Raw genomic sequence first — 26,102 nt, 5'->3', positions numbered from 1 at the left:
AGTACATCAACGAAAATGTTGATGTACGAGGAGGGGTTATTTCATAGATGATCAGTCTTTTTGGAGTAAGCGTATTTTCCTTGTTGTATATTTTTTTGCTGTTCTTCATTTTTTTGCGTGCGTTTTGCGTTGTTATCACGCGCTTTTTTGTCGTTGTCGCTTGTGTGAGGCATATGGTTCAACTCCCTTCGTAACAGTTGTACGTTTATCATTTCCGTTTTCGTTAAGACTATGTATACAATGCAATTCATATAAAGGTGGGCTAGGAGATATGGATTTAAAGCTAAACTATGGTGAACTTGTAAAAAAATTAGTCGTTGTTATCGTTGCTGGTTTGTTGAATGCAATTGGGATGAACTTATTTTTAACACCAGCGAAAGTGTATGCGAGTGGTTTCGCTGGATTGTCACAATTACTCTCGCAAGTGTTAGCGGATTTTATGTCAATTCATATTTCGACAGGAGTTCTTTTTAGCTTATTCAATATCCCAGTTGTTATTTTAGCTTGGAAAAAAGTAGGAAAGTCATTTACTATATTTAGTTTTTTAAGTGTTGTATTTATGACGCTGTTTTTAGAAATAGTGCCAGTAAAAGCAATCTCTCACGATATCATTTTAAATGCTATTTTTGGAGGAATCATTTCTGCGTTAGGGGTAGGGATTGCTTTGAAGTGGGGAGCTTCAACTGGCGGTCTAGATATCATTGCGATGATTTTATCCAGAGTAAAAGATAAGCCAGTTGGAACGTATTTTTTCTTTTTTAATGCTATCATTATTATCGCGGCCGGTTATTTATATGGCTGGGAAAAGGCGCTCTATACGTTAGTGACATTATATGTATCTTCACGTATTATTGATGCCATACATACGCGCCATGTGAAAATTACTGCATTTATTGTAACGAAAAATGGGGGAGCAGTGCGAAAGGCAATTCATGAACGGTTAGTTCGCGGAATTACAACCATTCCAGCGATAGGTGGGTTTACGAATGAAAATAAAGAAATGCTAATGATTGTTATTACTCGCTACGAACTTTACGAATTAGAAAGGGTTATAAAAAAAGTAGATCCAGGTGCATTCACGAATGTTATCCAAACGGTTGGAGTGTTTGGATTGTTCCGTAAAGAATGAATAAAAGAGGACCATATGTGGTCCTCTTTTATTCATCTAGTCGGAGTTGCTTTGCTAAGCTTTACTCAGCTGTTGAAATACTTTGAAGTTCATCTTGCATTTCGTGTAATTGTACTTTTTCGGCAGTAGAAGAATTGGTATAAGCGGACAGCAAAGCATTTTTCGCTTTAGCAACAAGTGCTTGTTGTTCGCTATGGTTTGAACAAGATACAGCTTGTGAAACAGCATCTCGTGCTTGTTGGAACAGTAAGTTACCCATTAGAACCCTCCAAGAGAAGAGTTATTTCGTTCTTTTTCTGCTTCAGCTAATGTACCACGGTATGGGAATCTTGCGTCATGCTGCATAACAGAATCTGCCCCTTGTTGTACGAAACGTTTTGACTTATTCTTTTTGCCCATTCGTAATTCCCCCTTTTAGCAGAAAAGCATTGACACATTTGCTGTGTCTCCTATAGTATGTGCGCTTGGCGTCATACTATAAGCAGGGAATTTTCGCCTTACAATCCAAGTACCTCCTCTAAATAAAGAGCAATTCCATCTTCTTCATTTGTTAATGTTACGTAATTTGCTAATGATTTTAACTCTGGAATGGCGTTCCCCATTGCGATTCCGTGTCCGGCGAATTCAATCATTTCAAAATCATTGTCTTCATCGCCAAATGCGATGATATGTTCTTTTGGAATATTATAGTAACTTGAAATTTTTTGTAAGCCAATTGCTTTATTTAACCCGCTTTTTACAATTTCAATAATCGGCCAAGGAGCGCCCCATTTGCGGTGATCGATAACTTCTGCATGCATATCTGTCAAATGTTGGCGGATGGAATCCGATTTTGATTCGTGTGCATCGATTAATAAACATGTAGGATGTTCTTGTAAAATATCGAGTAAATCACCTGTGAAAATTTTAGGCGATCCAAATTCGAAAATATGTTTTTTATCTGAATCAATTTGTTTCACATATACATCATCAATAACTTCCGCGTAAATATTTTCTACACCAAAATCCATACATGCGCGAACGATTTCTTGCGCGGTAGCAAGCTCAAGCGGAGAGTGATGTGTTCCCCAATTTCTATCAAGTGGGTGATGGACGTATGCACCGTTGAAATTTACAATCGGTGTGTTCAATCCAAGTTCTTTATAATATGCATGACTCGCACGAAATGGACGACCGGTTGAAATAACTACGATATGACCTTGTTCTTTTGCTTTTGCAATAGTTTGTTTTGTACGCGCTGAAATCATTTTTTGATCTGTAAGTAAAGTACCATCTAAATCTAATGCAATTAAATGTTGTTTTTTCATGCGCCTCTCACCTTTTATAAAAAGTTTTGTATATCATATTCATCTTAATTCCTGCATTCTTGTGCTGTCTACTATTTGTCACTGGTAAATGGAAAAGTCAAGTTGTTTTCTGAAAGTTTGAATAATGTTTCTTTCATTTTGTACAATTTGTGAAAAGGGTTACAATGAACAGATTATTGTGTTTATAATGAGAGTGTAATCTTCTCGTAATAAGTTGTTTGACTCTCCTTTGGCACTGGTCGTTATGGCCAGTTTTTTTTGTTTCTACATATACTGATGTATCTCCTGCTAAAATGTGTAATTTCATTATATGAGTACGGTTTCCTAAACATAACAGAAAAGGTTTTCTAAAATGGGACATACTAAAGATGCAATGATGGAATGGAAGGAGAATGAATATGGGACAAAGTCATCGATTCCGAGCTGGTCAAAAAGCACCAAACGACGGCATATATGTTGAAATTGGTGAAACAGGAAGCATGGTAAAAGATCCACAAATGGTAAAGCTTTCTGCTGGGGATAGATTTCCGGAAGTTAAAAACCAAAACAGACAATGGACATATAAAAGAAAACCGTAATAAATCCCGCAGTTATAAGCTGCGGGATTTGTTATGACAGAATGAAATGGATTTCTTACATTCAATCGTGTTTAAGGTCCTCTTTGTTGTATAAAATACATAATTTGTCGTATAATCAAATCAAAGGTCAAAAAAAGTCAAAGTGTAAAGGAGCTGTGGCTGTAATGGACTTAAATCGAATGACAACAAAAACACAAGAAGCGATTATGAGTGCACAATCAATTGCTACGAAGCATCATCATCAAGAAATTGATACTGTACATCTTTTAGACGCGCTTCTTCAGCAGCAAGATGGACTAGCAATCCGTATTTTTCAAAAAATGAATGTAAATATAGATCAGCTTATGCAAGGAGTAGAGCGCTTGTTAAAGCAAAAGCCATCGGTTACCGGAGGCGGCGCTGAAGCGGGGAAAGTATATATTACAAGTGCGCTTCAAGGGCTGCTTGTAAGAGCGGAAGAAGAAGCGAAGCATTTGCAAGACGATTATATTTCAGTAGAACATATTCTTCTTGCGTTTTGTGATGAAAAGAAAGCGAACGATATACGTCAGCTGTTTACATCGCTTCGTATTACGAAAGAAGCGTTATTACAAGCATTAACAGAAGTTCGGGGGAATCAAAGAGTGACGAGTCAAAATCCAGAAGTAACATATGAGGCCTTGCAAAAATATGGCCGTGATTTAGTAGCAGAAGTACGACAAGGGAAAATTGATCCGGTTATTGGGCGCGATAGTGAAATTCGCCGTGTTATCCGCATTTTATCACGTAAAACGAAAAACAATCCTGTATTAATTGGTGAACCTGGTGTTGGGAAAACAGCAATTGTAGAGGGCTTGGCACAGCGTATTGTCCGTAAAGATGTACCAGAAGGATTAAAGGATAAAACAATTTTTGCGCTTGATATGAGTGCTCTTGTTGCAGGTGCAAAATTCCGCGGTGAATTTGAAGAGCGTTTGCAGGCGGTCTTAAATGAAATTAAAAAAAGTGAAGGAAAGATTTTATTATTTATCGACGAGCTTCACACCATTGTGGGTGCTGGAAAAACAGAGGGAGCAATGGATGCCGGGAATATGCTGAAACCGATGCTAGCGCGCGGGGAGCTGCATTGTATCGGAGCGACGACACTTGATGAATATCGGAAATATATTGAGAAAGATCCAGCATTAGAACGTCGTTTCCAGCAAGTATTAGCAGAAGAACCAACGGTTGAAGATACGATTTCTATTTTGCGAGGACTAAAAGAACGTTTTGAAATTTATCATAGTGTTAATATTCATGATCGTGCTCTTGTCGCAGCTGCAATGTTATCAGATCGTTATATTTCAGATCGCTTTTTGCCAGATAAAGCAATTGATCTAGTTGATGAAGCATGTGCAACGATTCGGACAGAAATTGACTCATTACCAACAGAACTGGATGAAATAACACGTCGTATTATGCAGTTAGAAATTGAGGAAGCTGCGCTTAGTAAAGAAACGGACCGAGGAAGTCAGGAGCGTTTGCAAACATTGCAGCGTGAGTTATCGGATTTAAAAGAAAAAGCAAGTAGCATGCGAGCGCAGTGGCAAAAAGAGAAAGAAGAAATTCATAAAGTGCGGGATTTGCGTGAAAGTCTAGAGCGCTTGCGCCGTGAGTTAGAAGAAGCGGAAGGAAATTACGATTTAAATAAGGCAGCAGAGCTTCGTCACGGTAAAATTCCAGCTGTAGAGAAGGAGTTAAAAGCAGCGGAAGAAGTAAATGCCAATAAACAGCAAGATAATCGCCTTCTTCGTGAAGAAGTAAGTGAGGAAGAAATTGCAAATATTGTATCGCGTTGGACTGGAATTCCAGTTGCAAAACTCGTAGAAGGAGAACGTGAAAAGCTGCTTCGTTTAGAGCAAATTTTATCAGAGCGTGTCATCGGTCAAGAAGAAGCGGTTGGTCTTGTGGCGGATGCGGTATTACGTGCCCGTGCTGGTATTAAAGATCCAAATCGTCCGATTGGTTCATTCATTTTCTTAGGACCTACAGGCGTTGGGAAAACAGAACTTGCGAAAACATTGGCGCAGTCATTATTTGATAGCGAAGAACAAATCATTCGAATCGATATGTCTGAGTATATGGAAAAACATGCAGTATCCCGCTTAATCGGAGCGCCTCCTGGATATGTTGGATATGAAGAAGGTGGACAATTAACGGAAGCTGTGCGCCGTAAACCATATTCTGTTATTTTATTAGATGAAATTGAAAAAGCGCACCCAGAAGTGTTTAATATTTTACTGCAAATGTTAGATGATGGACGTATTACAGACTCGCAAGGACGTACAGTCGATTTTAAAAATACAGTCATTATTATGACGTCCAATATCGGATCGCAATATTTACTAGAAGGATTAGGAGAAGATGGTTCTATCCAAGAAGAAGCAAGAAATCTTGTAATGGGACAACTTCGCGGCCATTTCCGTCCGGAGTTTTTAAATCGAGTAGACGAAATTATTTTATTTAAACCACTCACAACAAATGAGATAAAAGGTATTGTCGATAAAATTGTGAAAGAGCTGCAAAATCGTTTAGCAGACCGTCATATTACGGTTGAACTAACAAATGTGGCAAAAGAGTTTGTTATAGAATCGGGATTCGATCCAATGTACGGTGCACGTCCATTAAAGCGCTACGTACAGCGTCAAATTGAAACGAAGTTAGCGCGTGAACTCATCGCAGGTACAATTACAGATCATAGTCATGTATTAATTGATGTAGTAAATAACGAGTTAGTTGTAGAAGTTCAATAAAGTAAACTCCTATCTGTGGGGGTCTTACTGTTTGCGAATAGCGAGATAAAAAAAGAGTCCGGAAATGATCCGGACTCTTTTTATTAATGCTGCTCTGCAGGCTCGTTTGGGATTAATGCTCCTAGAACGATCACAATTACAGTGATAATTACAGAAAAAATAGTTGCTTGTTGGAAATCGTATGTAACGCCTGGCGTCATGGAGCTAAGTACGTAGCTCGCCATTTGCACAAGCAGGAACGACCAGATAAAGGCCCAAATTACACGCATCTTTTTACACCTCTATTCGTTCAATTTATTTTTATTGTAACATAACTCTAAAAAGAATATAGAAAAAATATTTGTTGTTTTTGCAAAGCAAATTGCTATTCGCATCATACATTATAAAAGAGTAATTTTGATGTTGTTATATAAGGCGGGAGAAGTATGGGAATCACGGAGCGTTTTTTCTTTTTAGAGCAAGAGCCATGTGTAATTCATTTGCCGGAAAAACCGAATGGATTCGGCATATTGCTGCTGGGCGATTACAATTATTTCATTGAGAATGGTACAAGTTTATGGCTTCAACATGCAGGACGGTTACACTTTTTAAATGAATTGCGTAAGGAAGGCTATACGATTTTTTCTTCTAATTTACACGGGAGACATTGGGGGAATGAACAGGCGGTTCTTTTAGCGAAGCGATTGTATCATGTTGTCATGAAAAAGGAGATTTTGAATGAAAAAATTCATATCATAGCAGAAGGGATGGGCACGCTTGTAGCTCTGCAAATGATGAAACAATATCCAGAGTGTGTTCGTTCTGTTCTCATGTTTAATCCGTGTATTCACTTACCGGCACATGTTGAACTTGAAAAAGAGCATAAATTTTTTTATAAGCGGTTAATTCGTGAATTGATGCAAGCGTATGATGCGACAGAATCAGAATTAGAATCGAAAATTGAAAAGAAAGCATTTCCGTACTTAGCATCATCTGTTCCGGTCAAAATATTTGTATCCATTCAAGAAAAAAAAGAACGAAAACAGTTGCTGCGGGAATATGAAAAGAAACGTTTGCAAGAGAATTGCCCGACTTTATTATCCTTTCATCTACAAGATAAAAAATATAAAACAGCGAAAAATGCGTGTCAGTTTTTTAAGTGGTATGAAGATCTATAAAGCTCCTATACATAAGGAGCTTTTTATATATATTTGAGGAGGAATAGAAAATGAAACGAGTAATTGTTGTTGGGGCGTTGACATTTATCGGCTATCATCTTGTGCAGAAGTTTCTTGAAGAAGAGGTTGAAGTGTATGCATTGGATTTTGATGATATGAAAAGTGTTTCCAAAGTGAGTGAAGAAAAATTATGTTTAATTGGTCGGAATGCATTATTTACGTATTTTTCGCTGCGGGATGATGAAGGATGGGAAGTGTTGGAGAAAACTGATATTGATGCTGCGTATTTTTGCTTATGTGAGCCAAATCAGCAAAAGGATTTTCGGAATGAACGTATCATATTGCAATATGTAAAGCGATTTGAGAGTTTTTGCAGAAGAAAAGAAATAAAATTCATCGTTTTATCTTCTGTAGAAGTGGGTCATGCTTGTAGCAATGAAAATAATATACTTTTTTCAAAAATAGAGAGAGAGGTAAAGAAGGGGAGTGCGGATTATTGTATACTGCGCGTTCCGACTGTATATGGACCGTGGCAGCCGTTGTTTATGGCATACCATCATGTTATTCTTTCGCAAATGAAGCAACAAACTATTTCTGTTCCCGTAGAGGAATGCACATGTGACCTTATATATGTTGAAGATGTTGCTCGATGTTTATATGAACTCGGTCAAAAAAGGATGGAAAGAAAAATATATTCTCTTTGCAGCGGAAAAGAAAACCAATGGCAAAAAGGAATTGAATTATTACAGGAAACAGGTAAAATTCAAATACATCATAAAGAGTGTCAAAAAAATGAGGAAACAGAGATGATTGTTACAAATCCGATTGCATTAGAAGATGGATTACAGCGTCAAATTTCTCACATAAAACATTATAAGGAGTTATACGAGGGAAGCGGCACGTGGTAAACTAGAAAAGAACGTTTTAATGTTGAAAGGATGAGGAGATATGAATGAAAAAAACATGCAATTTTTACAAATCGCAATGAAACATTTTCCAGAAGCAAAGGCGATTTTAGATGATAGTGGTATTGCATTGGATATGGAAAAAGCACAGCCTGTATTAGAGTTATTAATGAAGGTTATGGATGAAGCTTATGAACTTGGGAAAGCGGATGCAAAAGAGTAATAGAACTCTATAAAAGAGACCTTTCCGTCTTGATGGAAAGGTCTCGCTTTTTTACTTGACTACTTTATTTTTTCGTTTCAATTTACTTAATACTTCATATACAATCGGTACAATTAATAACGTTAATAGCGTAGAGCTTGTTAATCCCCCGATTACTGTTACGCCAAGACCTTTGGAAATAAGGCCGCTTCCTTCAAAGCCTAATGCAAGTGGAAGTAAGGCGCCAATCGTTGCGATAGCAGTCATTAAGATTGGGCGCAATCTTGTTGCGCCAGCTTCTAGTAATGCGTCGCGTGTTGTAAATCCTTCACGTTCCTTATGAATAACGCGGTCAATGAATACGATGGCGTTTGTGACAACGATACCGATTAACATGAGAGCACCAATCATTGCAGAGATGCTTAATGTTTCTCCCGAGATTAATAAGGCAACAACGGCGCCGATTATTGTAAATGGAAGCGAGAATAAAATCGCAAATGGTGCCAGTGCCCCGCCGAATGTTACAACGAGAACGAAGTATACAATCGCAATCGCAGCTAACATCGCTAAGCCAAGCTGTGTAAAGGATTCTTGAATATCTTTCGATACGCCGCCCATCGAAACATCAATGCCAGATGGTAATTTCATTTTATCTACTTCTTTTTGAATGTTTCTAGAAGCCTTTGCGACATCATCTGTTGTTGGTTTTGCAGTTACTTCCGCATATACGCGGCCGTCACGTCTTGTTATTGTATTAGACGTTTCTCCTTCTTTTACAGTCATAACGTCTTTTACAGCCACTTCTGTACCAAGTGGTGTTTGTATTTTTCGGTTTGTTAAATCATCAATGTTTTCGTAGTTTTGTTTGTTAACTTCGACATACACATTCATCTCTTTGTTATCTTCTTTTACTGTTGTTAAGACAGGTCGTTCGTGAGAGTCGGAAAGCCCCATGCCTACTTGCGCAGCAGTTAAACCGAGTTTACTTAACTTCTCTTGATCTGCGACCAATGTGTATTCATCGTATGTTTTTGAAAGGCTAGAGTCGATATTTTTTAACGTTTTATCTTTTTTCATGATATTTTGGATGTCTTTGACGACAGGTTTAATCTCTTCTAAGCTGTCGCCGTATACATATAGCTTAATTTCATTGCTGCTTCCGCCAGATGAGAAGTCTTGGTTTTTCCATTCGCCTTTTTCCGTCATCTTTTGTAAGTCTTTAACAACTTTTTCTTTTTCCTTCTCGAAGTTCTTTGTATCGTTTTTGTATTGAACAAAGAATAATGCCTGGTTCGATTTACCTGGGCTCATTGGGTTTTCCCCGCCAAGTGAGAATTGAATTGTTTTTACATCTTTATTTTTCTTAAAGTAATCTTCTGCTTTTGTTGCAATGCTTGTGACATCTTGTAATGTTTGTCCAGGTTCTGGATTATAAGAGGCAATTACTGTTTTCTCTTCTTCAGATGGTAAGAAACTTACACCTACAATTGGGATAAGAGCAATGCTTCCTATTAATAATAAAACTGCGATGCTAGATGTAATAATTTTATGATTTAATACCCATTCTAGAAGGCGTTTATATCCATTAGCAAGTTTGCTTGGATGCTCTTCGTGATTGTGCTGTTGTTTTTCTTTCGTACTTTCTTTTTTAAATAAAGAATGTGCCATCATTGGAACAATTGTAACAGCTACAAGAAGAGATGCTAATAAGGCGAAAACAACCGTTAAAGCAAATGGTAAGAACAGTTCACCAATCATTCCTTTAACAAGACCAAGCGGTAAGAAGACCGCAATGGTTACGATTGTAGATGACATAATCGGAACAAACATTTCTTTCGTTGCTTCGCGAATTAAGTCTTTTCCTTTTAATTTTTCGTTGGATAAAGCCATGCGCCGGTAAATGTTTTCAATAACAACGATTGAGTCATCGACAACGCGGCCGATAGCGACGGTCATTGCCCCGAGCGTCATGACATTTAATGTAATATTCATTTCTTTTAATAGTAAAATTGCTATTAATAAAGAAAGTGGAATTGAAATAACGGAAATAAGTGTTGTTCGAATGTTACGTAAGAACAACATGATAATAATAACAGCGAAAATGGCACCAAAAACAGCCTTACTTAACATTGTACTAACCGATTTTTCGATTGGTGCACCTTGGTCGAATGTCGAAGTGATTTCGATGTTATCAAATTTCTTCTCAAAATCTTTTGTTTTATTTTTTACAGCATTTACAACGTCAACTGTATTTGCATCAGCAGCTTTTACAATTTGAAGGCTGATTGCTTCTTTTCCGTTTGTGCGTGAAATAGACTCTGCTTTTCCAACTTGTTTAATATCGGCAATATCTTGCAATGCTACAGTTGGAATTGCGAATCCTTGTCCTGTTGCAGCAGGATTCATATTAGGCTGCTGCGCCTGCGTTGGCCCTTGTGAACTTCCTTGGTTTGTAGAAGGAACAAGTGGGATTTTCATTTCTTTTAAAGCACTTAACGTTGTAATGTTGCCATCTACAACAACGGATTTTTCTTTATCTTTAAATGTATACAGTCCTAGCGGCATGGATACATTAGAACCTTTAATCATGTTCTTCACAGTATCTTCGCTAAGGCCTAATTCTTTCATTTTTTCTTTGTTGAAGACAAGTTGTACTTCTTCAACTTGTTGTCCTGAAATTTGAACAGATGCAACGCCGTCTAGCCCTTGTAAGCCTGGAACAATATCTTTTTCTACGCGTTCTGTCAGCTGCGCAAGAGACTCATTCTTACCTGTGACACTTAATGAAATAACAGGGAAAGCATTAAAGCTAAGGCGAGAAACTTTTGGTTCTTTTACGCCCTCCGGTAAAGGTAGGTTAGCGAGTGCCTCTTTTACTTCTGTTTCTGCTTTTTCCATATTTTTATCAAAGTTATATTCTACTTGAATAGAAGACGCATTTTGATAAGAAGAGGAGCTGACAACGTTTACTCCACTTAAGTTTTGCAGTCGTTGTTCGATTGGTTTTGAAATCTTTTCTGCTACTTCAGCTGGAGTAGCACCAGGATAAACAGTTGTTACTGTTACAAGCGGTGTTGTGATGTCCGGGATTGTTTCTAGCTTCATGCGAAGACCAGAATAGATTCCTGCAATCGTAATAATAATCGTTAATAGCCAGACTGCGAACTTATTGTTTAACGAAAAGTTAATAATTTTCTTCATTTCTACGCTCCTTTTTATGAAAACTGACTCATTGGTCATAACGAACAAAGTATAACTGACTGATCGGTCAACGGTCAACTGAAAGGGCTGATGGTTAGTTGAACCAATCGGGCATTAACGGGCAGTTATCCCCAACTATTTTCTTTGATTTTCTCAAACTCTTGAGGTGGGGATCTTACTGCCCGTTAATGCGGGATAAAATATTGAGAAATACTTGCAATTTTTGACCAATGAGTCATAATTCGAATAAGAGTGTTTTTTTAGGAGAGAAAAAGATGAAGGAAAAAGAGCGGTTAATTATTGAAACAGCAATTAAATTATTTGCAATGAAGGGTGTTAGTGCAACATCTATTCAAGAAATAGCAACGGAATCCGGTATTTCCAAAGGCGCATTTTATTTGCATTTTAAATCGAAAGACGCTTTAGTATTGGCAACGCTCGAGTATTACTACGATCGGATTCAAAATAAAATGACGGATATTGAAAAAGAATCATTACCTCCACGTGAGAAATTTGAAAAACAAATGCACTGTCAGTTTTACGAATTACAACAAAAAAAAGAATTCATTATTATGTGTATGAGAGAAAATGTAATTCCCTTTAATAAAGAAGTAGAAACATTTATGACGAGAATGAAATTAGAATCACATGCTTTTTATCGAAACAGTTTACTTTCTATTTACGGGGAAGAGATTACCTCTCATCTTGTTGACTTAATTATCATGCTAGAAGGAATATCACGTGGATATTTAGAGCTAATTATCTTTAATACGGTAAATTTAGATATACTGTATACGGCAAAATTTATCTTAAAGAGAATGGATGATATCGTAGCGGGGCTGCAACGTTCAAAAGACGAACCAGTCATTACAGAAAGAGAACTCAATCATTTATTATGCAATACGAATGTAATGAACGAGCATAAGGAAGAATTATTTATAAATGAAATTATTAAGTTAAAACGTACGCTAGTAGATCAATTAGGGAATAATGAATTAATGGTTACACTAGATGTGCTAGAGTCAGAAATGAAAATGAATCATCCGCGAGTTCCAGTTATTCAAGGAATGTTGTCTAACTTAAAAACGTATCCTGAATTGCATGATTTCCGTGAAAGACTTGCGTTGTATTATAAAATAACAAATTAATATTATAGACAAAAGGAAACTTATCATTTAAAATTAGTACCAAGTCATAATAATTGATATAAAACGGAGGGTTGCAATGTGAACGTAGGCATTTTAGGGATCGGGAGATATGTGCCGGAAAAAGTTGTCACAAACCACGACTTAGAGAAAATGATGGACACATCTGATGAATGGATTCGTACAAGAACAGGAATTGCAGAAAGACGAATTGCTGATGATACAATAGATACTTCATATATGGCTGCGGAAGCTGCAAAAAAAGCACTTGAAAATGCAGGGATTAGCGGGGAAGAAATTGATCTTATTTTAGTTGCAACAGTAACGCCAGATCGTTCGTTTCCAGCGGTTGCTTGCGTAGTTCAAGAACAAATTGGAGCGAAGCATGCAGCAGCTATGGATTTAGGTGCAGCTTGTGCTGGTTTTATGTACGGAATGATTACAGCACAACAATTTATTCAAACTGGAACTTATAAAAATATATTAGTAATTGGTAGCGATAAGTTATCTAAAATTGTAGACTGGAATGACCGAAATACGGCAGTTTTATTTGGCGATGGAGCAGGCGCGGTCGTTATGGGAGCTGTTTCAGAAGGAAAAGGTATTCTTTCATTTGAATTAGGAGCGGATGGAAGTGGTGGTAAGCACCTTTATCAAGATGAATATATTACGATGAACGGAAGAGAAGTCTTTAAATTTGCTGTTCGTCAACTTGGTGATTCTTGCCTTCGTGTTTTAGAAAAAGCAAACCTTACGAAAGAAGATGTGGACTATTTAGTGCCTCACCAAGCAAATATTCGTATTATGGAATCGGCGAGAGAGCGATTAAATTTACCACAGGAAAAGATGAGCACGACGATTTCTAAGTTTGGGAATACGTCAGCTTCTTCGATTCCAATTGCTATGGTAGAAGAATTGCAAAATGGACGCATTCAAGATGGTGATCTTATCATATTAGTTGGTTTTGGCGGTGGATTAACCTGGGGAGCACTTGCTCTTCGTTGGGGTAAATAAGGATTGAGAGAAAAGGAGTGTATTTTGTATGGAAAAAAAGCGTGTTGTAATTACAGGATTAGGAGCAGTTACTCCTGTAGGAAATGATGTAGAAACTGCGTGGAACAATATTAAGCAAGGTGTATCTGGAATTGGACGTATTACACGCTTAGATGCAGAGCAATTTCCGGCAAAAGTAGCAGCGGAAATTAACGACTTTGAAGTCGAGAAATATATCGATAAGAAAGAAGCGCGTCGTATGGACCGCTTTACACAATATGCTGTTGCAGCTGCAAAAATGGCTGTAGAAGATGCGAAATTAGAAATTACAGAAGAGAATGCTCCTCGTATCGGAGTGTGGGTTGGATCTGGAATTGGCGGTATGGAAACATACGAAGAACAATTCAGAGTATATATGGAAAAGGGTGCACGTCGCGTAAGTCCATTTTTCGTACCAATGATGATTCCAGACATGGCAGCTGGTCAAGTATCGATTGCCACTGGAGCAAAAGGAATTAATACGTGTTCAGTAACAGCTTGTGCATCAGGAGCGAATTCAATTGGTGATGCATTTAAAGTAATTCAGCGCGGTGACGCGGATGCGATGATTACAGGCGGAGCAGAAGCACCGTTAACAAATATAGCATTTGCAGGGTTTAGTTCTGCGAAAGCATTAACATTTAATGAAGATCCGGCAACAGCTTGTCGTCCGTTTGATAAAAATCGCAGCGGTTTTGTTATGGGCGAAGGTGCTGGTATCATTATCTTGGAAGAGTTAGAGCATGCGTTAGCACGTGGTGCTCATATCTACGCAGAAATCGCTGGTTATGGTGCAACAGGTGATGCATTCCATATTACAATGCCAGCTCCTGGCGGTGAAGGCGGTGTTCGTGCAATGCGTCAGGCATTAGCTGACGCTGGATTACAGCCGGAAGACATTGATTATATTAATGCGCACGGTACAAGTACAGAAGCGAATGAAAAGTATGAAACGATGGCAATTAAAGAAGTATTTGGTGAGCATGCATATAAAGTAGCGGTAAGCTCAACAAAATCAATGACAGGACATTTACTAGGTGCAGCTGGTGCAGTAGAAGCAATTATATCTGTTAAAACAATTACAGATGGCATTGTTCCGCCAACAATTAACTATGAAACACCAGATCCAGAGTGTGACTTAGATTGTGTGCCAAATAAAGCAAGACAACAAGAGGTACGTGCTGTATTAAGTAACTCATTAGGTTTTGGTGGTCATAATGCAGCATTAGTATTTAAAGCATATAAATAATAAAGTAAAACTTCCGTCAGCGGGAGCTTCATCCTCACTGACGGAAAGCCCGCCCAATCGGGCTTTTACGGGCAGTTATTCCCGCCTATCTTCTTTGTTTTTAGGTGGGGGATTACTGTCTGTTCATGCGGGATAAAGGAAAAAAGTGCAGATGAAAATCTGCACTTTTTTTATGCCTTCTTTCAGTTAGTTGCATATGTATGGAACTAAAGGAGGGAGAAAGATGGGCGTGGTTAAAACGGCAGAATGGATGCGTACGTATTATCAAGAGCCAGAAAAAATTTGTGAGAAGTTTACAAAATATTTTCCGCTTCAACAAGAAGCGTTGTATCGATTTCTTGTTTCAAAAGGAATGTTTCGCCCGGTGATAGATGGCGAGAAAGAAATCGACATATTACAAAAAGAACGAGTATGGGAGAAATTAGCATTAGAGTACAAAGAATTACGGGAATGGTTAAAAGGACCTGATATACCGATATTTATTTTATTATCTGATCCATATAACCGAACTGTTCAGCGAGAGTATAACGGGAAAGCAGGATTAACAATTCGAGATGCTTTATTTTTATTTGTGAGTTCACAAAATTCGATTGGTGAGTTAAAGGCATTGCTTACCCATGAATACCACCACATATGCCGTATCCATGAAACTGAAATAAAAGAAGAACAGTATACGATTCTGGATACGATGGTTATGGAGGGCTTAGCAGAACAAGCGGTGTATGAAAGATATGGAGATTCTTACCATGCTCCGTGGGTGTCTTATTATAGCAAACAGGAAGCAATTAGGCTTTGGCATCGGTTTCTATATGATAGATGTAATGTGAACCGAATGACCAGGGAGCATGATGTGCTGTTAAATGGATGGAGATTCTATCCACGTATGCTTGGATATGCTGTAGGATTTCATATCGTAAAGGATTGTGTAGCGCATACGAAATATAATACAAATGCTTTACTAGAAATGGATGCGAAAACGATTTTAAAAGAAGCAGTTTCTTTTAAATCATAAGAATGATGTATGGACTTAGCTGTGGCTAAGTTTTTTTATTTTGTCCCGCTATTTGCGGGCAGTAGGATCCCATCTCAAGATGCAAAGAGAAATGAGAAAGAGAGGTGGCATTGTATTCATTTCTTGACTAATTATTAGAGGGAAAGATATTTGGTTCATCACCAAAAGACGGGGGTGACATATAGATAGATGTACACGTAACGAAGAGTGGACGCTTTCCGCGGGCGAGAGCGAGCCTCCTCGGCAAGCCTGCGGGGTCTCACTTTCCTCGCTATTCCCGCAGGAGTCGCCACTCTCCGTTCCGTGTATGAAAAATGATTCATTTTCAAAAAATCAACCCCATGTTACGGTGATGAACCGGATATTTACTAATGAAAGTTTTATCTGATGAGAATGAAAGGTGAGAGGCAATGAAGAAATTAATAAGAATATATTTCCTTCATTGGAATAAATTTTACGAAAGATGACCATAATGAGAGCTACAAACAGTTGTGAAGTGAGGGGTAAACAATGTTATATCTGCATGATGTATGGGTAAATTGGTTTGAAGGTGAAGAAAACGGGTATAACGTCTGTCATTTCTATGAATGGCGGAAGGATGATACGATCGAATTGTTAGATCAAGTACCATTAGTAAAAGTAGATTCCACATTATATCATTACATCGAGAACGAATTGCTAGAGCTTCCGTCAAAACTATTGGAAGACGTACATCATAAGGCGTATATCCGAAAAAACCATGAACGACTGCAACAAGAGTATTGTTTTGTTGTATCAGATGGAAAAGGAATTATTGCAATTGATACAATCGGATACAATATTCCGATACGCAAAAGCCGACTGATTCCAAGACAAGAGCAAATGGTGTATGAAATGGTAGAAAACGTACAGGCAGAAACATATGATTTTGAAGTGGAAGGATCGCAAAAGGAGCATCATATTTTATCACCTTCCCCGCACATGATGAATGGGCTAACGCGGAAAGAAAGACAATTAAAACAACTGCTCTTTATGGCGCTAGATCAACTACATACAACGAAAAACCCAGCGGAGATTCGCTATTGGTATACAGAATGGGATCCAGCAGCATATCCATCTGTGCAACACTTGCCATTTGAAGAAGTGTGGAACCGTTTATATGAAGAAGCAAAGTATGGCTGGTCAGATAAACATGAACAGCTTTGTGAACGACTTGTGAGAGGGCAACCGTTCTTTGAAAAGTTGTGGGAAATGGAAAACGAGCAAAAGGTAAATTAAAAGGAATGATCCAAAAGGCACGTAGGTGCCTTTTAGGATCATTCCCTTTTTGTGTGTTTACAAAGATATTGACGGATGCGAGTAGTCAAGCCGCTTCCGCTTTTCTTGTCCAGCTCTGCCTCCTAGCCCCTTCTGTCTAAGAACCTTCCGCACGAGAAAGTACAAAACACTTTCTGTGCGAAAGAACCTTAGCCAACAGGGCTAAACAGTCGGTGCCGCTTTTCTTTCTTATCTACGTTTTCTGCTTAATCCCATTGCGTTTTCAACTTTGCGAAGTTGTTTGATTGCGACGCGGTTTGCTTTTTCAGCACCTTTATCAAGGATTTCATCTAATTCAGGAGAATTAATGAGGTCATTATATTTTTCTTGAATTGGGCGGATTGCTTCAACAACAACTTGTGCTAAGTCACCTTTAAAGTCGCCGTATCCTTTACCTTCGTACTTTGCTTCTAACTCTTCCACTGTTTTCCCTGAGAATGAAGAGTAGATTGTTAATAAGTTAGAAATACCAGGTTTGTTTTCTTTATCGAATTTTACGATGCCGTCTGAATCTGTTACAGCACTTTTAATTTTCTTTTCGATTGTTTTAGGATCATCAAGCATACTGATCATTGATTTTGGATTTGGATCTGATTTGCTCATTTTTTTCGTAGGTTCTGTTAATGACATAACGCGTGCACCTACTTTTGGAATGCGAATTTCCGGAATCGTAAATACTTCGCGATAACGATTGTTAAAGCGTTCTGCTAAATCACGTGTTAATTCAATATGTTGTTTTTGGTCATCGCCAACTGGAACAATCTCTGTATTGTATAGTAAAATGTCTGCTGCCATTAATGGTGGGTATGTTAATAAAGCAGCCGGGACAGATTCTCTTCCTTGTGACTTATCTTTATATTGTGTCATACGTTCTAATTCGCCTACGTAGGCAGTACATTGCATAATCCATCCAAGTTGACCGTGTGCTGGAACTTCTGATTGTACAAATAATGTAGCTTTCTCTGGATCGATGCCGCATGCTACGTATAGTGCTGCTAGACTGCGGATATTTTTGCGAAGCTGTACTGGGTCTTGTGGTACAGTAATCGCATGTTGGTTTACAATACAGAAGTAGCAATCATGTTCATTTTGCAGTTCTGTAAACTGCTTCATTGCTCCTAAATAGTTACCAAGTGTAATTGTTCCGCTTGGCTGAATGCCTGAAAAAATAACTGACATATGTATTTCCTCCTTAAAAAGTTGTATAGTTTTCATTTTTTGATATTTTGGCTTAGAGTTCTAGCGCCTTGTAATTTTGAGCAAACCGCTTCCACTTTTCCAATAAAAAAAGCCCATTCATCCCTAAAAATAGGGACGAATGGACCGCGGTACCACCCTAATTATTTTGCTAAAGCAAAATCTCTTTATCCATTGTAACGTTGGATGTAACGCCAAAGCCTACTCCTAAAATGTTTCGGTTTGGTGCTCAAAAGCCCATTCCATACTGTACAATTACTTGTTTTCACCAACCACAAGCTCTCTGAAATTGCTTCAATATGTACTCTTCTTTCTCGTCGCATGCATATAAATTTGTGAAATGTTTTTGCACTATTATAACACACAATGGGTGGTTTGCAAATTATATAAGAACAGTGAAGGTAAGGATTGTTGATAGTGCTCCTAATATGATAGCGGTAATAACGATAGGATATGTCCATGCAAAAGAATATGTGCGGTACAATCTTTCTTTTGGATTGTACTTTTCATCGCCCTCAATTAAAGATTGCATTTTTTCCTTTGATCGGCCTAGCTTATTAAAAGCATACATTGTTACATTGAAAAAGCCACGCTGAAATAGAAATAAAAATCCTCCGATAATAATAAAGAGTAGAGCGATATAAAACATAATATTGACAAAATTCAACAAAAAAGAAGTGGAAAGAACAAAAGCCCAAACACAAGAAACTGTAATTGTGATGCCAGTTAGTATACTAATGCGTGAAAAAAGCGTATTCAAATGCTGCACCTCCACAAAAAAATTACTAGAATTATTATACTATAAAAGTTATAATGAGCACTATAAAGAATTTTTAGAAAAATATACATAATTTCGTATTTTGTTGCAATTAGGCGGCTGTAATGTTAATTTCTTTCTTTACAAAAGATACAAAAAAATACTAAAAAGTACATTTTAATTTAAAAATTTTAACAAAAAAATAAAAAACTATATTCACAATCGTCTTATTATATGTATAATGAAAATTGTAGAAACTTGGAGATTATTCTTTCAATTCTATATTTTTTACATAGTTAGGGCGTAGGGGGTGCACGTAGGGGAGGCAATACAACTTGAAGAAGAAGAAGCTGCTATTATTACTTGCATTGGCATGAATAGTTAGCATGCTAGGAGCTTGCAGACAAAAAGAGAATAAGCAAGCGAAGGCGGCAAGTAATAACAATGGAAGCGAGGGTTTAATTTAACAGAAGTACATAAAATTCCGACAAGGGATGTATTTTTCGTTGTAATATTCCGAATATTCTAAAGTGCGAGGCGATAGGGTCGAAGAGCTATACCGAATTGGAATGAACTGTTAAAAGTTGAGAAAGTTTTTATTCAAGAGGATGCAGTTATTGCTCCTGTGTTCCAAAAGGGAACATTCATATATGCAAAAAAGTGCTGTAAAAGATGTTATCAAACATAATTATAGCGGCAAGTTTTTTACAAGCGGGCTTCAGTCCAACAATAATATGCTTTACTCCATCAGTTACAACGGGTATATGCCTATGATGGGCATATACTCTTATTTTAAAAACAATAGTAAGAATATTTTAAACTATCTTATTGCTTTTGAGAAAATGGGGAGGTGCTAGTTATGGGACGTTATACATTGCAACGTTTCGCGTACATGATTATTACGTTATTTTTAATCACAACACTAACATTCTTTTTAATGAAATTATTGCCGGGTTCTCCGCTTAAAAACCAAGAGAAATTATCGCCAGCACAAAGAGAAATCATTTTAGAAAAGTATGGTTTAAATGATCCTCTACCAGTGCAATATGCACATTACATGGGGAACTTAGTTAAAGGGGATTTAGGGGTATCATTCCAGTATGACAACCGTCCAGTAACAGATATGATTGTTAGTCGAATTGGTCCATCTGCACAGTTGGGTCTTCAAGCAATTGTTTTAGGAACTTTTATTGGATTACTACTTGGTATTGTTGCAGCTCTTCGTACGAACACGTGGGCTGATTACGGGGCGACGTTCATTTCGGTACTCGGAATGTCTGTACCAGGATTCGTTTTTGCGGCTTTATTACAATATTATGTAGCAGTACAAGCTGGATGGTTACCAGTAGCATTTTGGAAAGGATTTGAATATACAATCCTACCGACGATCGCATTATCTGTAAGTGTAACAGCTACAATAGCTCGTTTTGCACGTACAGAATTAATTGAGGTTATGCAAGCTGAGTACATTTTAACGGCAAAAGCAAAAGGGCTTAGTAAAGGTGTAGTCATTGTAAAACATGCACTGCGAAATGCTCTTATTCCGATTATTACAATTTTAGGTCCAATGGTTGCTAACTTGTTGACAGGAACACTTGTTATTGAGCAGGTATTTGCTATACCAGGTTTAGGGGAACAGTTCGTTAAGTCTATCTCAGTGAACGATTATACAGTTATTATGGGTACAACCATTTTCTATAGTGCCATTTTCATTTTTGTTATATTTATTGTCGATGTACTATACGGTGTAGTTGATCCTCGTATTCGTTTAGTGGGAGGGAAAAAATAATGAAAGATGTACAAAAAATATCGCCAGATTTATTTCAACCAGCAAATCGCAGCAATACTGATAATGAAGTCATTGCCCGTCCGAGTATAAAGTTTTGGCAAGATGTAAGAAGACGCCTGTTTGAGCATAAAGGTGCAGTTTTTGGGATGATTATTCTCCTTCTAATTACTCTATTAGCGATTTTTGGTCCGATGATGAGTAAGTATTCGTATAAAGATCAAGATTTAAACCGTGCGAAATTGCCACCGAGAGTGCAAGGGCTAGAGCATATTCATTGGCTGCCGTTTGATGGTGTGGATCAATACGGTGTAGACCAATATGAAAAACATGATGTTAAAGAATATTTCTGGTTTGGTACAGACGATCTTGGCCGCGACATATGGACAAGAACATGGCAAGGAACACGCGTATCTTTATATATCGCATTATTAGCAGCAGCAATTGATTTACTTATTGGGGTTGCATATGGTGGTATTTCCGCATTCTACGGAGGCCGCGTTGATAACTTAATGCAACGTTTCGTTGAAATATTAAACGGTATTCCGCACTTAATTATTGTAATTTTAATGGTAATCGTGATGGATCCTGGTATTTTATCCATTACATTTGCGATGGCTATTACAGGATGGATTGGCATGTCACGTGTTGTTCGTGGACAAGTACTGAAAATGAAAAATCAAGAGTATGTATTAGCATCTCGTACGCTTGGAGCAACAAATACACAACTAATTGTAAAGCATTTAGTGCCAAACTTAATGGGTACTATCATTGTTATGACAATGTTCACAATTCCAAGTGCAGTGTTTGGAGAAGCTTTCTTAAGCTTCATTGGTCTTGGAATTCAGCCGCCGTTAGCATCATTAGGTTCTCTAGTAAGTGATGGGTATAAGTCAATTCAAACATATCCGCATATGATGTTTATTCCAGCGGCCGTAATTAGTATGTTGATTTTAGCATTTAACTTAGTAGCAGACGGTTTACGTGACGCGTTAGATCCGAAAATGCGTAAATAAGGAAGAAAGGAGAGAGAATGATGAAAACATTGTTAGACGTAAAAGATTTACATGTTTCCTTTGACACACATGCTGGTGAAGTACAAGCAGTGCGTGGAGTTTCTTTTGACTTGAAAAAAGGAGAAACGATAGCAATTGTAGGGGAGTCTGGTTCTGGTAAGTCCGTTACATCTAAAGCGTTGATGGACTTAATACCAAAGCCGCCAGGGCGCATTAAAAAAGGAGAAATTCTTTTTGATGGTCGTGATTTAACGAAGTTAACAGAAAAAGAAATGCAGCAAATTCGCGGGAAAGAAATTGCGATGATTTTCCAAGATCCAATGACATCGTTAAATCCAACGATGACAATCGGTAATCAAATTATGGAAGGTCTTATTAAACATCAAGGAATGAATAAGGTCGATGCTCGCAAAGTTGCGTTAGAGCTCCTTGACCTTGTAGGAATCCCAAATCCGGAAGCACGCTTAAAACAATATCCACACCAATTTTCAGGCGGGATGAGACAACGTGTTGTTATTGCAATGGCGCTAGCTTGTAACCCGAAATTATTAATTGCCGATGAGCCAACGACTGCACTTGACGTAACAATTCAAGCGCAAATTTTAGAATTAATGAAAGACATTCAACAAAAAACAGAAGCAGCTATCATCTTTATTACGCATGACTTAGGTGTTGTTGCGAATGTGGCGGATCGCGTAGCCGTTATGTATGCGGGGAAAGTTGTAGAAATTGGAACGGTTGATGAAATTTTCTATAATCCAAAACATCCATATACATGGGGATTGTTAGCTTCTATGCCAAGTTTAGATGGCGAAGAAGAGGAATTGTATGCAATTCCAGGCACACCGCCAGATTTATTAAAGCCGCCAAAAGGTGATGCATTTGCAGCGCGTAATCCACAGGCGTTAAAGATTGATTTTGAAATGGAACCACCTTTATTTAAGATAAGTGATACACATTATGCAGCAACGTGGTTACTTCACGAAGATGCTCCGAAAGTGGAGCCGCCTGAAATTGTCCAAAGACGTATTCGACAAATGAAAGCGGGTGAACAGCATGACTAATAATCGTGAAAAATTGATTGAAGTAAAAAATGTAAAGCAATATTTTAATGTGAACGGCGGAGTTGTAAAGGCGATTGATGATGTCACCTTTGATATTTATCGAGGAGAGACATTTGGACTTGTAGGAGAGTCTGGCTCTGGTAAATCGACAACAGGAAGAACGATTATTCGTTTATATGATGCAACGGCAGGCGAGGTATTATTTGATGGTGAAAATGTGCACGGTAAAAAATCACGTGCTGAATTAAAGAAATTTAACCGTAAAATGCAAATGATTTTCCAAGATCCATATGCATCATTAAACCCGCGTATGAGCGTTGCGGACATTATTGCAGAAGGTATTGATATTCATGGTCTTGCCAAAAACAAAGAGGATCGTATGAAGCGTGTGTACGAATTGCTTGAAACAGTTGGTCTAAACCGTGAGCATGCAAGCCGTTTCCCGCATGAATTCTCTGGCGGACAACGTCAACGTATTGGAATTGCGAGAGCGTTAGCGGTAGAGCCGGATTTTATTATCGCGGATGAGCCAATTTCAGCACTTGACGTGTCGATTCAAGCGCAAGTAGTTAACTTATTGAAGAAATTACAAAAAGAAAAAGGGTTAACATATTTATTTATTGCGCATGATTTATCAATGGTAAAATATATTAGCGATCGCATCGGCGTTATGTATCACGGGAAAATTGTAGAGCTTGCAACGAGTGAAGAGTTATATGAGCATCCAATTCATCCGTATACAAAATCATTATTATCAGCAATTCCACTTCCAGATCCAGATTACGAGCGCAATCGTAAACGTATCGTGTACGATCCATCTCAGCATCAATACGGGAATGAAGAGCCAAAGATGCGCGAAATTCGCCCAGGGCATTTCGTTCTTTGCTCAGAAGCTGAATATAAGAAATATAAAGAAATTTATCAATAAGAGAAGACGAGCACATGAAAAATGTGCTCGTTTTTTTGCTTTTTAGAAGAAGGTAAATCATTGTTCTTTTTTAGATAGTTTAATAAAAACATATATGATGAAAGGGTAGTAATTATATTTTGATAATTTTAATAAATTTAAAAATAATAGAAAACGGAAGAAAAACGCGTTATAAAACGCTTACAAGACATATAAGTATTAACAGAAAATTTTCATAAGATAGAAAAATAAGTATACAAATAATCAATTTGTATGTATAATATGAATTGTTAGAACTTAATTACTTTTCATTCTTTTTAATGGAAGGGCTAACATTTTTGGGGAGGGTATAATACATGAAGAAAAAAGTGCCGATGCTACTTGCATCAACATTAACAGTAAGCATGATTCTAGGGGGATGCGGATATTCAAAAGAAGATTCGCAAGCAAAAGCAAAAGGGGACACAAGTAGTGCAAAGCAGGTGATTAACCTGGTTGAAACAGCTGAGCTTCCAACGATGGATACAACATTAACAACAGATGCGACATCTTCTAGTGTAATGAACAATACGATGGAAGGGTTATATCGTCTTGGAAAAGATCAAAAATTAGTTCCAGGTGTTGCCGAGTCGTATGAAAAATCAGCAGATGGAAAGAAATATACATTTAAATTACGTAAAGATGCAAAATGGTCAAATGGGGACCCTGTAACAGCAAAAGATTTTGTGTATTCTTGGCAGCGAGCAGTAAATCCAGATACAGCTGCGAAATCTGCTTACATAATGTTTGATGTGAAGAATGCAGAGAAAATTAATATGAAACAATTGCCGGTAGATCAATTAGGTGTAAAGGCAGTTGATGATTATACATTAGAAGTAGAACTAGACAATCCAGTTCCATACTTTGTGAGTTTAACAGTATATCCGTTGTTCTTCCCACTTGATGAAAAATATGTGAAAGAGCAAGGTCAGAAATATGGATTAGAAGCAAATACAACATTGTATAATGGACCGTTTGTATTAAGTGAATGGAAACATGAACAAAGCTTCCAATTAAAGAAAAATCCATCTTATTGGGATAACAAAACAGTTAAATTAGAGGAAGTCAACTATAATATCGTAAAAGATACAGCAACAGCGGTAAATTTATATGAAACAAAAGCAATTGACCGTGTTGGTTTATCGGCAGAACTTGTAGATAAATATAGAAAAGGTAGCGATTTTAAAACGGTAAACGATCCAACAGTATATTTCTTACGTTTAAATGAAAAAAATCCAGCTTTAGCGAATAAAAATATTCGTAAAGCCATTTCCATGGGCTTTGAGCGCGAAGCAATGGTAAATACATTGTTGAATAACGGTTCAAAAGGGGCATATGGTTTAGTTCCAGATGACTTTGTTAAGGGAACAGATGGAAAAGATTTCCGAAAAGAGAATGGAAAGCTTGTAAAAACTGATGCAAAAGAAGCGAAAAAGTATTGGGAAGCTGGTAAAAAAGAACTTGGAAAAGACACAATTGAATTATCATTATTAAACTCTGATACAGACTTAGCAAAGAAAACAAGTGAGTATTTAAAAGGTGAATTAGAAAAGAATTTACCAGGTTTAAAAGTGAATTTGAAAACACAACCTTTTGCGCAATTGTTAAAATTAGAGAGCAGCGGTGATTATGATATCTCATTTAGCGGTTGGGGACCAGACTATCCAGATGCAATGACATTCCTTGATATGTTTGTGACAAACGGTGCGCAAAATAAAATGGGTTACTCAAATCCTAAGTATGATGAAATTATTACAAAAGCTAAACAAGATGGTTCAGACTTACAAGGGCGCTGGAATAATTTATTGAGTGCAGAGAAAATGTTATTCGACGATGCAGCTATTGCACCAATCTATCAACGCGGAAGATCGTATTTACAGCGTGAAACAGTACAGGATATTTATATCAATAAATATGGCGGAGAGCTAAGCTTTAAATGGGCTTCTGTAAAGTAAGTAAAATGAATTTTTAATCCTAGAGGGTGCTTCATCATTCTTTACGGATTATGAATTGAAGAGAAGTTTAAAACTTGTTAGTTTAAAATAATGAACATAAAAATGAAGCAGGAAAACAATCCTGCTTCATTTTTTTAGTACGTACGCTTTTTATAAATTCCTTTACCTCCAACTTGATTCCAACCAGCTTGCACTTCAGAGGATTTATCTACGAATTTCATTTTGTCTTTACCGCCAAACAATTTTTCCCCAATCCCATTTGTAATAATTCCGACTGTTGCGGTAATCCCGATGACTAATGCTGCAACGATTGCGAAATCAAGAAAAAATGCCCCCATACATAAGCCCCCTTTGTATATGTATATATGTATTGTATGTGAAAGAAGGTGAAAAAGAA

The 26,102-nt window shown here is 37.5% G+C and carries 25 protein-coding genes and 1 other annotated feature; of the genes, 16 read left to right on the top strand and 9 right to left on the bottom strand.

Going from position 1 to position 26,102, the window contains the following annotated elements; all coding sequences use genetic code 11:
* Positions 1–41: 41 nt before the first annotated feature.
* Positions 42–173, bottom strand: coding sequence for a DUF3941 domain-containing protein (locus AB1279_RS18355; RefSeq protein ID WP_377882427.1), 132 nt, complete (start codon positions 171–173; stop codon positions 42–44).
* A 98-nt stretch (positions 174–271) separates the two neighbouring features.
* Here AB1279_RS18355 and AB1279_RS18350 point away from each other — a divergent pair, with 98 nt between their 5' ends.
* On the top strand, positions 272–1,129 hold the full coding sequence (locus tag AB1279_RS18350; protein ID WP_429760232.1) for a YitT family protein: 858 nt from the start codon (positions 272–274) through the stop codon (positions 1,127–1,129).
* 61 nt (positions 1,130–1,190) lie between these two features.
* Here AB1279_RS18350 and AB1279_RS18345 read toward each other — a convergent pair whose 3' ends face one another.
* The 3 genes from AB1279_RS18345 to AB1279_RS18335 all read right to left on the bottom strand — a co-directional run bounded on the left by AB1279_RS18345 (position 1,191) and on the right by AB1279_RS18335 (position 2,436).
* Positions 1,191–1,388, bottom strand: coding sequence for a DUF3813 domain-containing protein (locus AB1279_RS18345; protein ID WP_429751441.1), 198 nt, complete (start codon positions 1,386–1,388; stop codon positions 1,191–1,193).
* Positions 1,388–1,528 (bottom strand): hypothetical protein, encoded by a 141-nt coding sequence (locus AB1279_RS18340; RefSeq protein WP_020059838.1) that lies wholly within the window; start codon positions 1,526–1,528, stop codon positions 1,388–1,390. Before AB1279_RS18340 ends, AB1279_RS18345 begins: the two co-directional genes overlap by 1 nt.
* 98 nt (positions 1,529–1,626) lie before the next feature.
* A complete protein-coding gene (locus AB1279_RS18335) occupies positions 1,627–2,436 on the bottom strand; it encodes a Cof-type HAD-IIB family hydrolase (RefSeq protein WP_429760230.1) in 810 nt (269 codons plus the stop codon).
* A 398-nt stretch (positions 2,437–2,834) separates the two neighbouring features.
* Between AB1279_RS18335 and AB1279_RS18330 the strand changes: the two genes are divergently transcribed.
* Together AB1279_RS18330 and clpB are read left to right on the top strand one after the other, a co-directional pair.
* Positions 2,835–3,014, top strand: a complete 180-nt coding sequence (locus AB1279_RS18330) for a YjzC family protein (RefSeq protein WP_429751437.1) — start codon at positions 2,835–2,837, stop codon at positions 3,012–3,014.
* 164 nt (positions 3,015–3,178) lie between these two features.
* Complete coding sequence (clpB, locus tag AB1279_RS18325; protein WP_429760228.1) at positions 3,179–5,785, top strand: ATP-dependent chaperone ClpB; 2,607 nt, start codon at positions 3,179–3,181, stop codon at positions 5,783–5,785.
* Positions 5,786–5,868: 83 nt separating this feature from the next.
* On the opposite strand, the gene AB1279_RS18320 is transcribed toward clpB, so the two are convergent.
* The gene (locus tag AB1279_RS18320; protein ID WP_429760226.1) at positions 5,869–6,054 is read right to left on the bottom strand and encodes a YjzD family protein; all 186 of its coding nucleotides are present in this window, start codon (positions 6,052–6,054) and stop codon (positions 5,869–5,871) included.
* Positions 6,055–6,210: 156 nt separating this feature from the next.
* Here AB1279_RS18320 and AB1279_RS18315 point away from each other — a divergent pair, with 156 nt between their 5' ends.
* Genes AB1279_RS18315 through AB1279_RS18305 form a run of 3 tightly spaced genes read left to right on the top strand, consistent with a single transcriptional unit; the run spans position 6,211 to position 8,070 of the window.
* A complete protein-coding gene (locus AB1279_RS18315; RefSeq protein WP_429760224.1) occupies positions 6,211–6,942 on the top strand; it encodes an alpha/beta hydrolase in 732 nt (243 codons plus the stop codon).
* A gap of 50 nt (positions 6,943–6,992) precedes the next feature.
* Positions 6,993–7,850 (top strand): NAD-dependent epimerase/dehydratase family protein, encoded by an 858-nt coding sequence (locus AB1279_RS18310; RefSeq protein ID WP_429760222.1) that lies wholly within the window; start codon positions 6,993–6,995, stop codon positions 7,848–7,850.
* Between the two features lie 40 nt (positions 7,851–7,890).
* Positions 7,891–8,070: a ComZ family protein gene (locus AB1279_RS18305; protein ID WP_429751427.1), complete on the top strand. Its 180-nt coding sequence runs from the start codon at positions 7,891–7,893 to the stop codon at positions 8,068–8,070.
* Between the two features lie 51 nt (positions 8,071–8,121).
* Here the strand turns inward: AB1279_RS18305 and AB1279_RS18300 are convergent, their stop codons facing one another.
* On the bottom strand, positions 8,122–11,250 hold the full coding sequence (locus tag AB1279_RS18300) for an efflux RND transporter permease subunit (RefSeq protein WP_429760221.1): 3,129 nt from the start codon (positions 11,248–11,250) through the stop codon (positions 8,122–8,124).
* Between the two features lie 275 nt (positions 11,251–11,525).
* Between AB1279_RS18300 and AB1279_RS18295 the strand changes: the two genes are divergently transcribed.
* From AB1279_RS18295 to AB1279_RS18275, 5 genes are all read left to right on the top strand, one after another.
* The gene (locus AB1279_RS18295; protein WP_429760219.1) at positions 11,526–12,398 is read left to right on the top strand and encodes a TetR/AcrR family transcriptional regulator; all 873 of its coding nucleotides are present in this window, start codon (positions 11,526–11,528) and stop codon (positions 12,396–12,398) included.
* 78 nt (positions 12,399–12,476) lie between these two features.
* Positions 12,477–13,409 carry a beta-ketoacyl-ACP synthase III gene (locus AB1279_RS18290; protein WP_429760217.1) on the top strand — a complete coding sequence of 311 codons (933 nt, stop codon included), beginning with the start codon at positions 12,477–12,479 and terminating at the stop codon, positions 13,407–13,409.
* Positions 13,410–13,437: 28 nt separating this feature from the next.
* Positions 13,438–14,676, top strand: a complete 1,239-nt coding sequence (gene fabF, locus AB1279_RS18285) for a beta-ketoacyl-ACP synthase II (protein WP_429760215.1) — start codon at positions 13,438–13,440, stop codon at positions 14,674–14,676.
* A 223-nt stretch (positions 14,677–14,899) separates the two neighbouring features.
* A complete protein-coding gene (locus AB1279_RS18280) occupies positions 14,900–15,688 on the top strand; it encodes a DUF2268 domain-containing protein (protein WP_429760213.1) in 789 nt (262 codons plus the stop codon).
* Between the two features lie 510 nt (positions 15,689–16,198).
* On the top strand, positions 16,199–16,945 hold the full coding sequence (locus AB1279_RS18275; protein ID WP_429760212.1) for a YjbA family protein: 747 nt from the start codon (positions 16,199–16,201) through the stop codon (positions 16,943–16,945).
* 228 nt (positions 16,946–17,173) lie between these two features.
* On the opposite strand, the gene trpS is transcribed toward AB1279_RS18275, so the two are convergent.
* Complete coding sequence (trpS, locus tag AB1279_RS18270; RefSeq protein ID WP_429760211.1) at positions 17,174–18,163, bottom strand: tryptophan--tRNA ligase; 990 nt, start codon at positions 18,161–18,163, stop codon at positions 17,174–17,176.
* A gap of 128 nt (positions 18,164–18,291) precedes the next feature.
* Positions 18,292–18,508: a binding site (T-box leader), on the bottom strand.
* 55 nt (positions 18,509–18,563) lie between these two features.
* Positions 18,564–18,941 (bottom strand): DUF3899 domain-containing protein, encoded by a 378-nt coding sequence (locus AB1279_RS18265; protein ID WP_429760210.1) that lies wholly within the window; start codon positions 18,939–18,941, stop codon positions 18,564–18,566.
* An 856-nt stretch (positions 18,942–19,797) separates the two neighbouring features.
* Between AB1279_RS18265 and opp3b the strand changes: the two genes are divergently transcribed.
* From opp3b to AB1279_RS18240, 5 genes are all read left to right on the top strand, one after another.
* The gene (gene opp3b / locus AB1279_RS18260; protein WP_429760208.1) at positions 19,798–20,727 is read left to right on the top strand and encodes an oligopeptide ABC transporter permease; all 930 of its coding nucleotides are present in this window, start codon (positions 19,798–19,800) and stop codon (positions 20,725–20,727) included.
* A complete protein-coding gene (gene opp3C / locus AB1279_RS18255; RefSeq protein ID WP_429761469.1) occupies positions 20,724–21,740 on the top strand; it encodes an oligopeptide ABC transporter permease in 1,017 nt (338 codons plus the stop codon). Before opp3b ends, opp3C begins: the two co-directional genes overlap by 4 nt.
* A gap of 20 nt (positions 21,741–21,760) precedes the next feature.
* Positions 21,761–22,804, top strand: coding sequence for an ABC transporter ATP-binding protein (locus tag AB1279_RS18250; RefSeq protein ID WP_429760206.1), 1,044 nt, complete (start codon positions 21,761–21,763; stop codon positions 22,802–22,804).
* Positions 22,797–23,732 carry an ABC transporter ATP-binding protein gene (locus AB1279_RS18245; RefSeq protein ID WP_377882403.1) on the top strand — a complete coding sequence of 312 codons (936 nt, stop codon included), beginning with the start codon at positions 22,797–22,799 and terminating at the stop codon, positions 23,730–23,732. The genes AB1279_RS18250 and AB1279_RS18245 overlap by 8 nt, the downstream gene beginning before the upstream one ends.
* Positions 23,733–24,067: 335 nt before the next feature.
* Positions 24,068–25,705, top strand: coding sequence for a peptide ABC transporter substrate-binding protein (locus AB1279_RS18240; protein WP_429760203.1), 1,638 nt, complete (start codon positions 24,068–24,070; stop codon positions 25,703–25,705).
* A gap of 134 nt (positions 25,706–25,839) precedes the next feature.
* Here AB1279_RS18240 and AB1279_RS18235 read toward each other — a convergent pair whose 3' ends face one another.
* Positions 25,840–26,043 carry a hypothetical protein gene (locus AB1279_RS18235; RefSeq protein WP_429760201.1) on the bottom strand — a complete coding sequence of 68 codons (204 nt, stop codon included), beginning with the start codon at positions 26,041–26,043 and terminating at the stop codon, positions 25,840–25,842.
* Positions 26,044–26,102: the final 59 nt, after the last annotated feature.

Source organism: Bacillus sp. S14(2024), assembly GCF_050473785.1.
In the GTDB taxonomy this organism is placed as follows: Bacteria; Bacillota; Bacilli; order Bacillales; family Bacillaceae_G; genus Bacillus_A; species Bacillus_A yunxiaonensis.
This window is presented reverse-complemented; position numbering and strand designations above follow the sequence as displayed.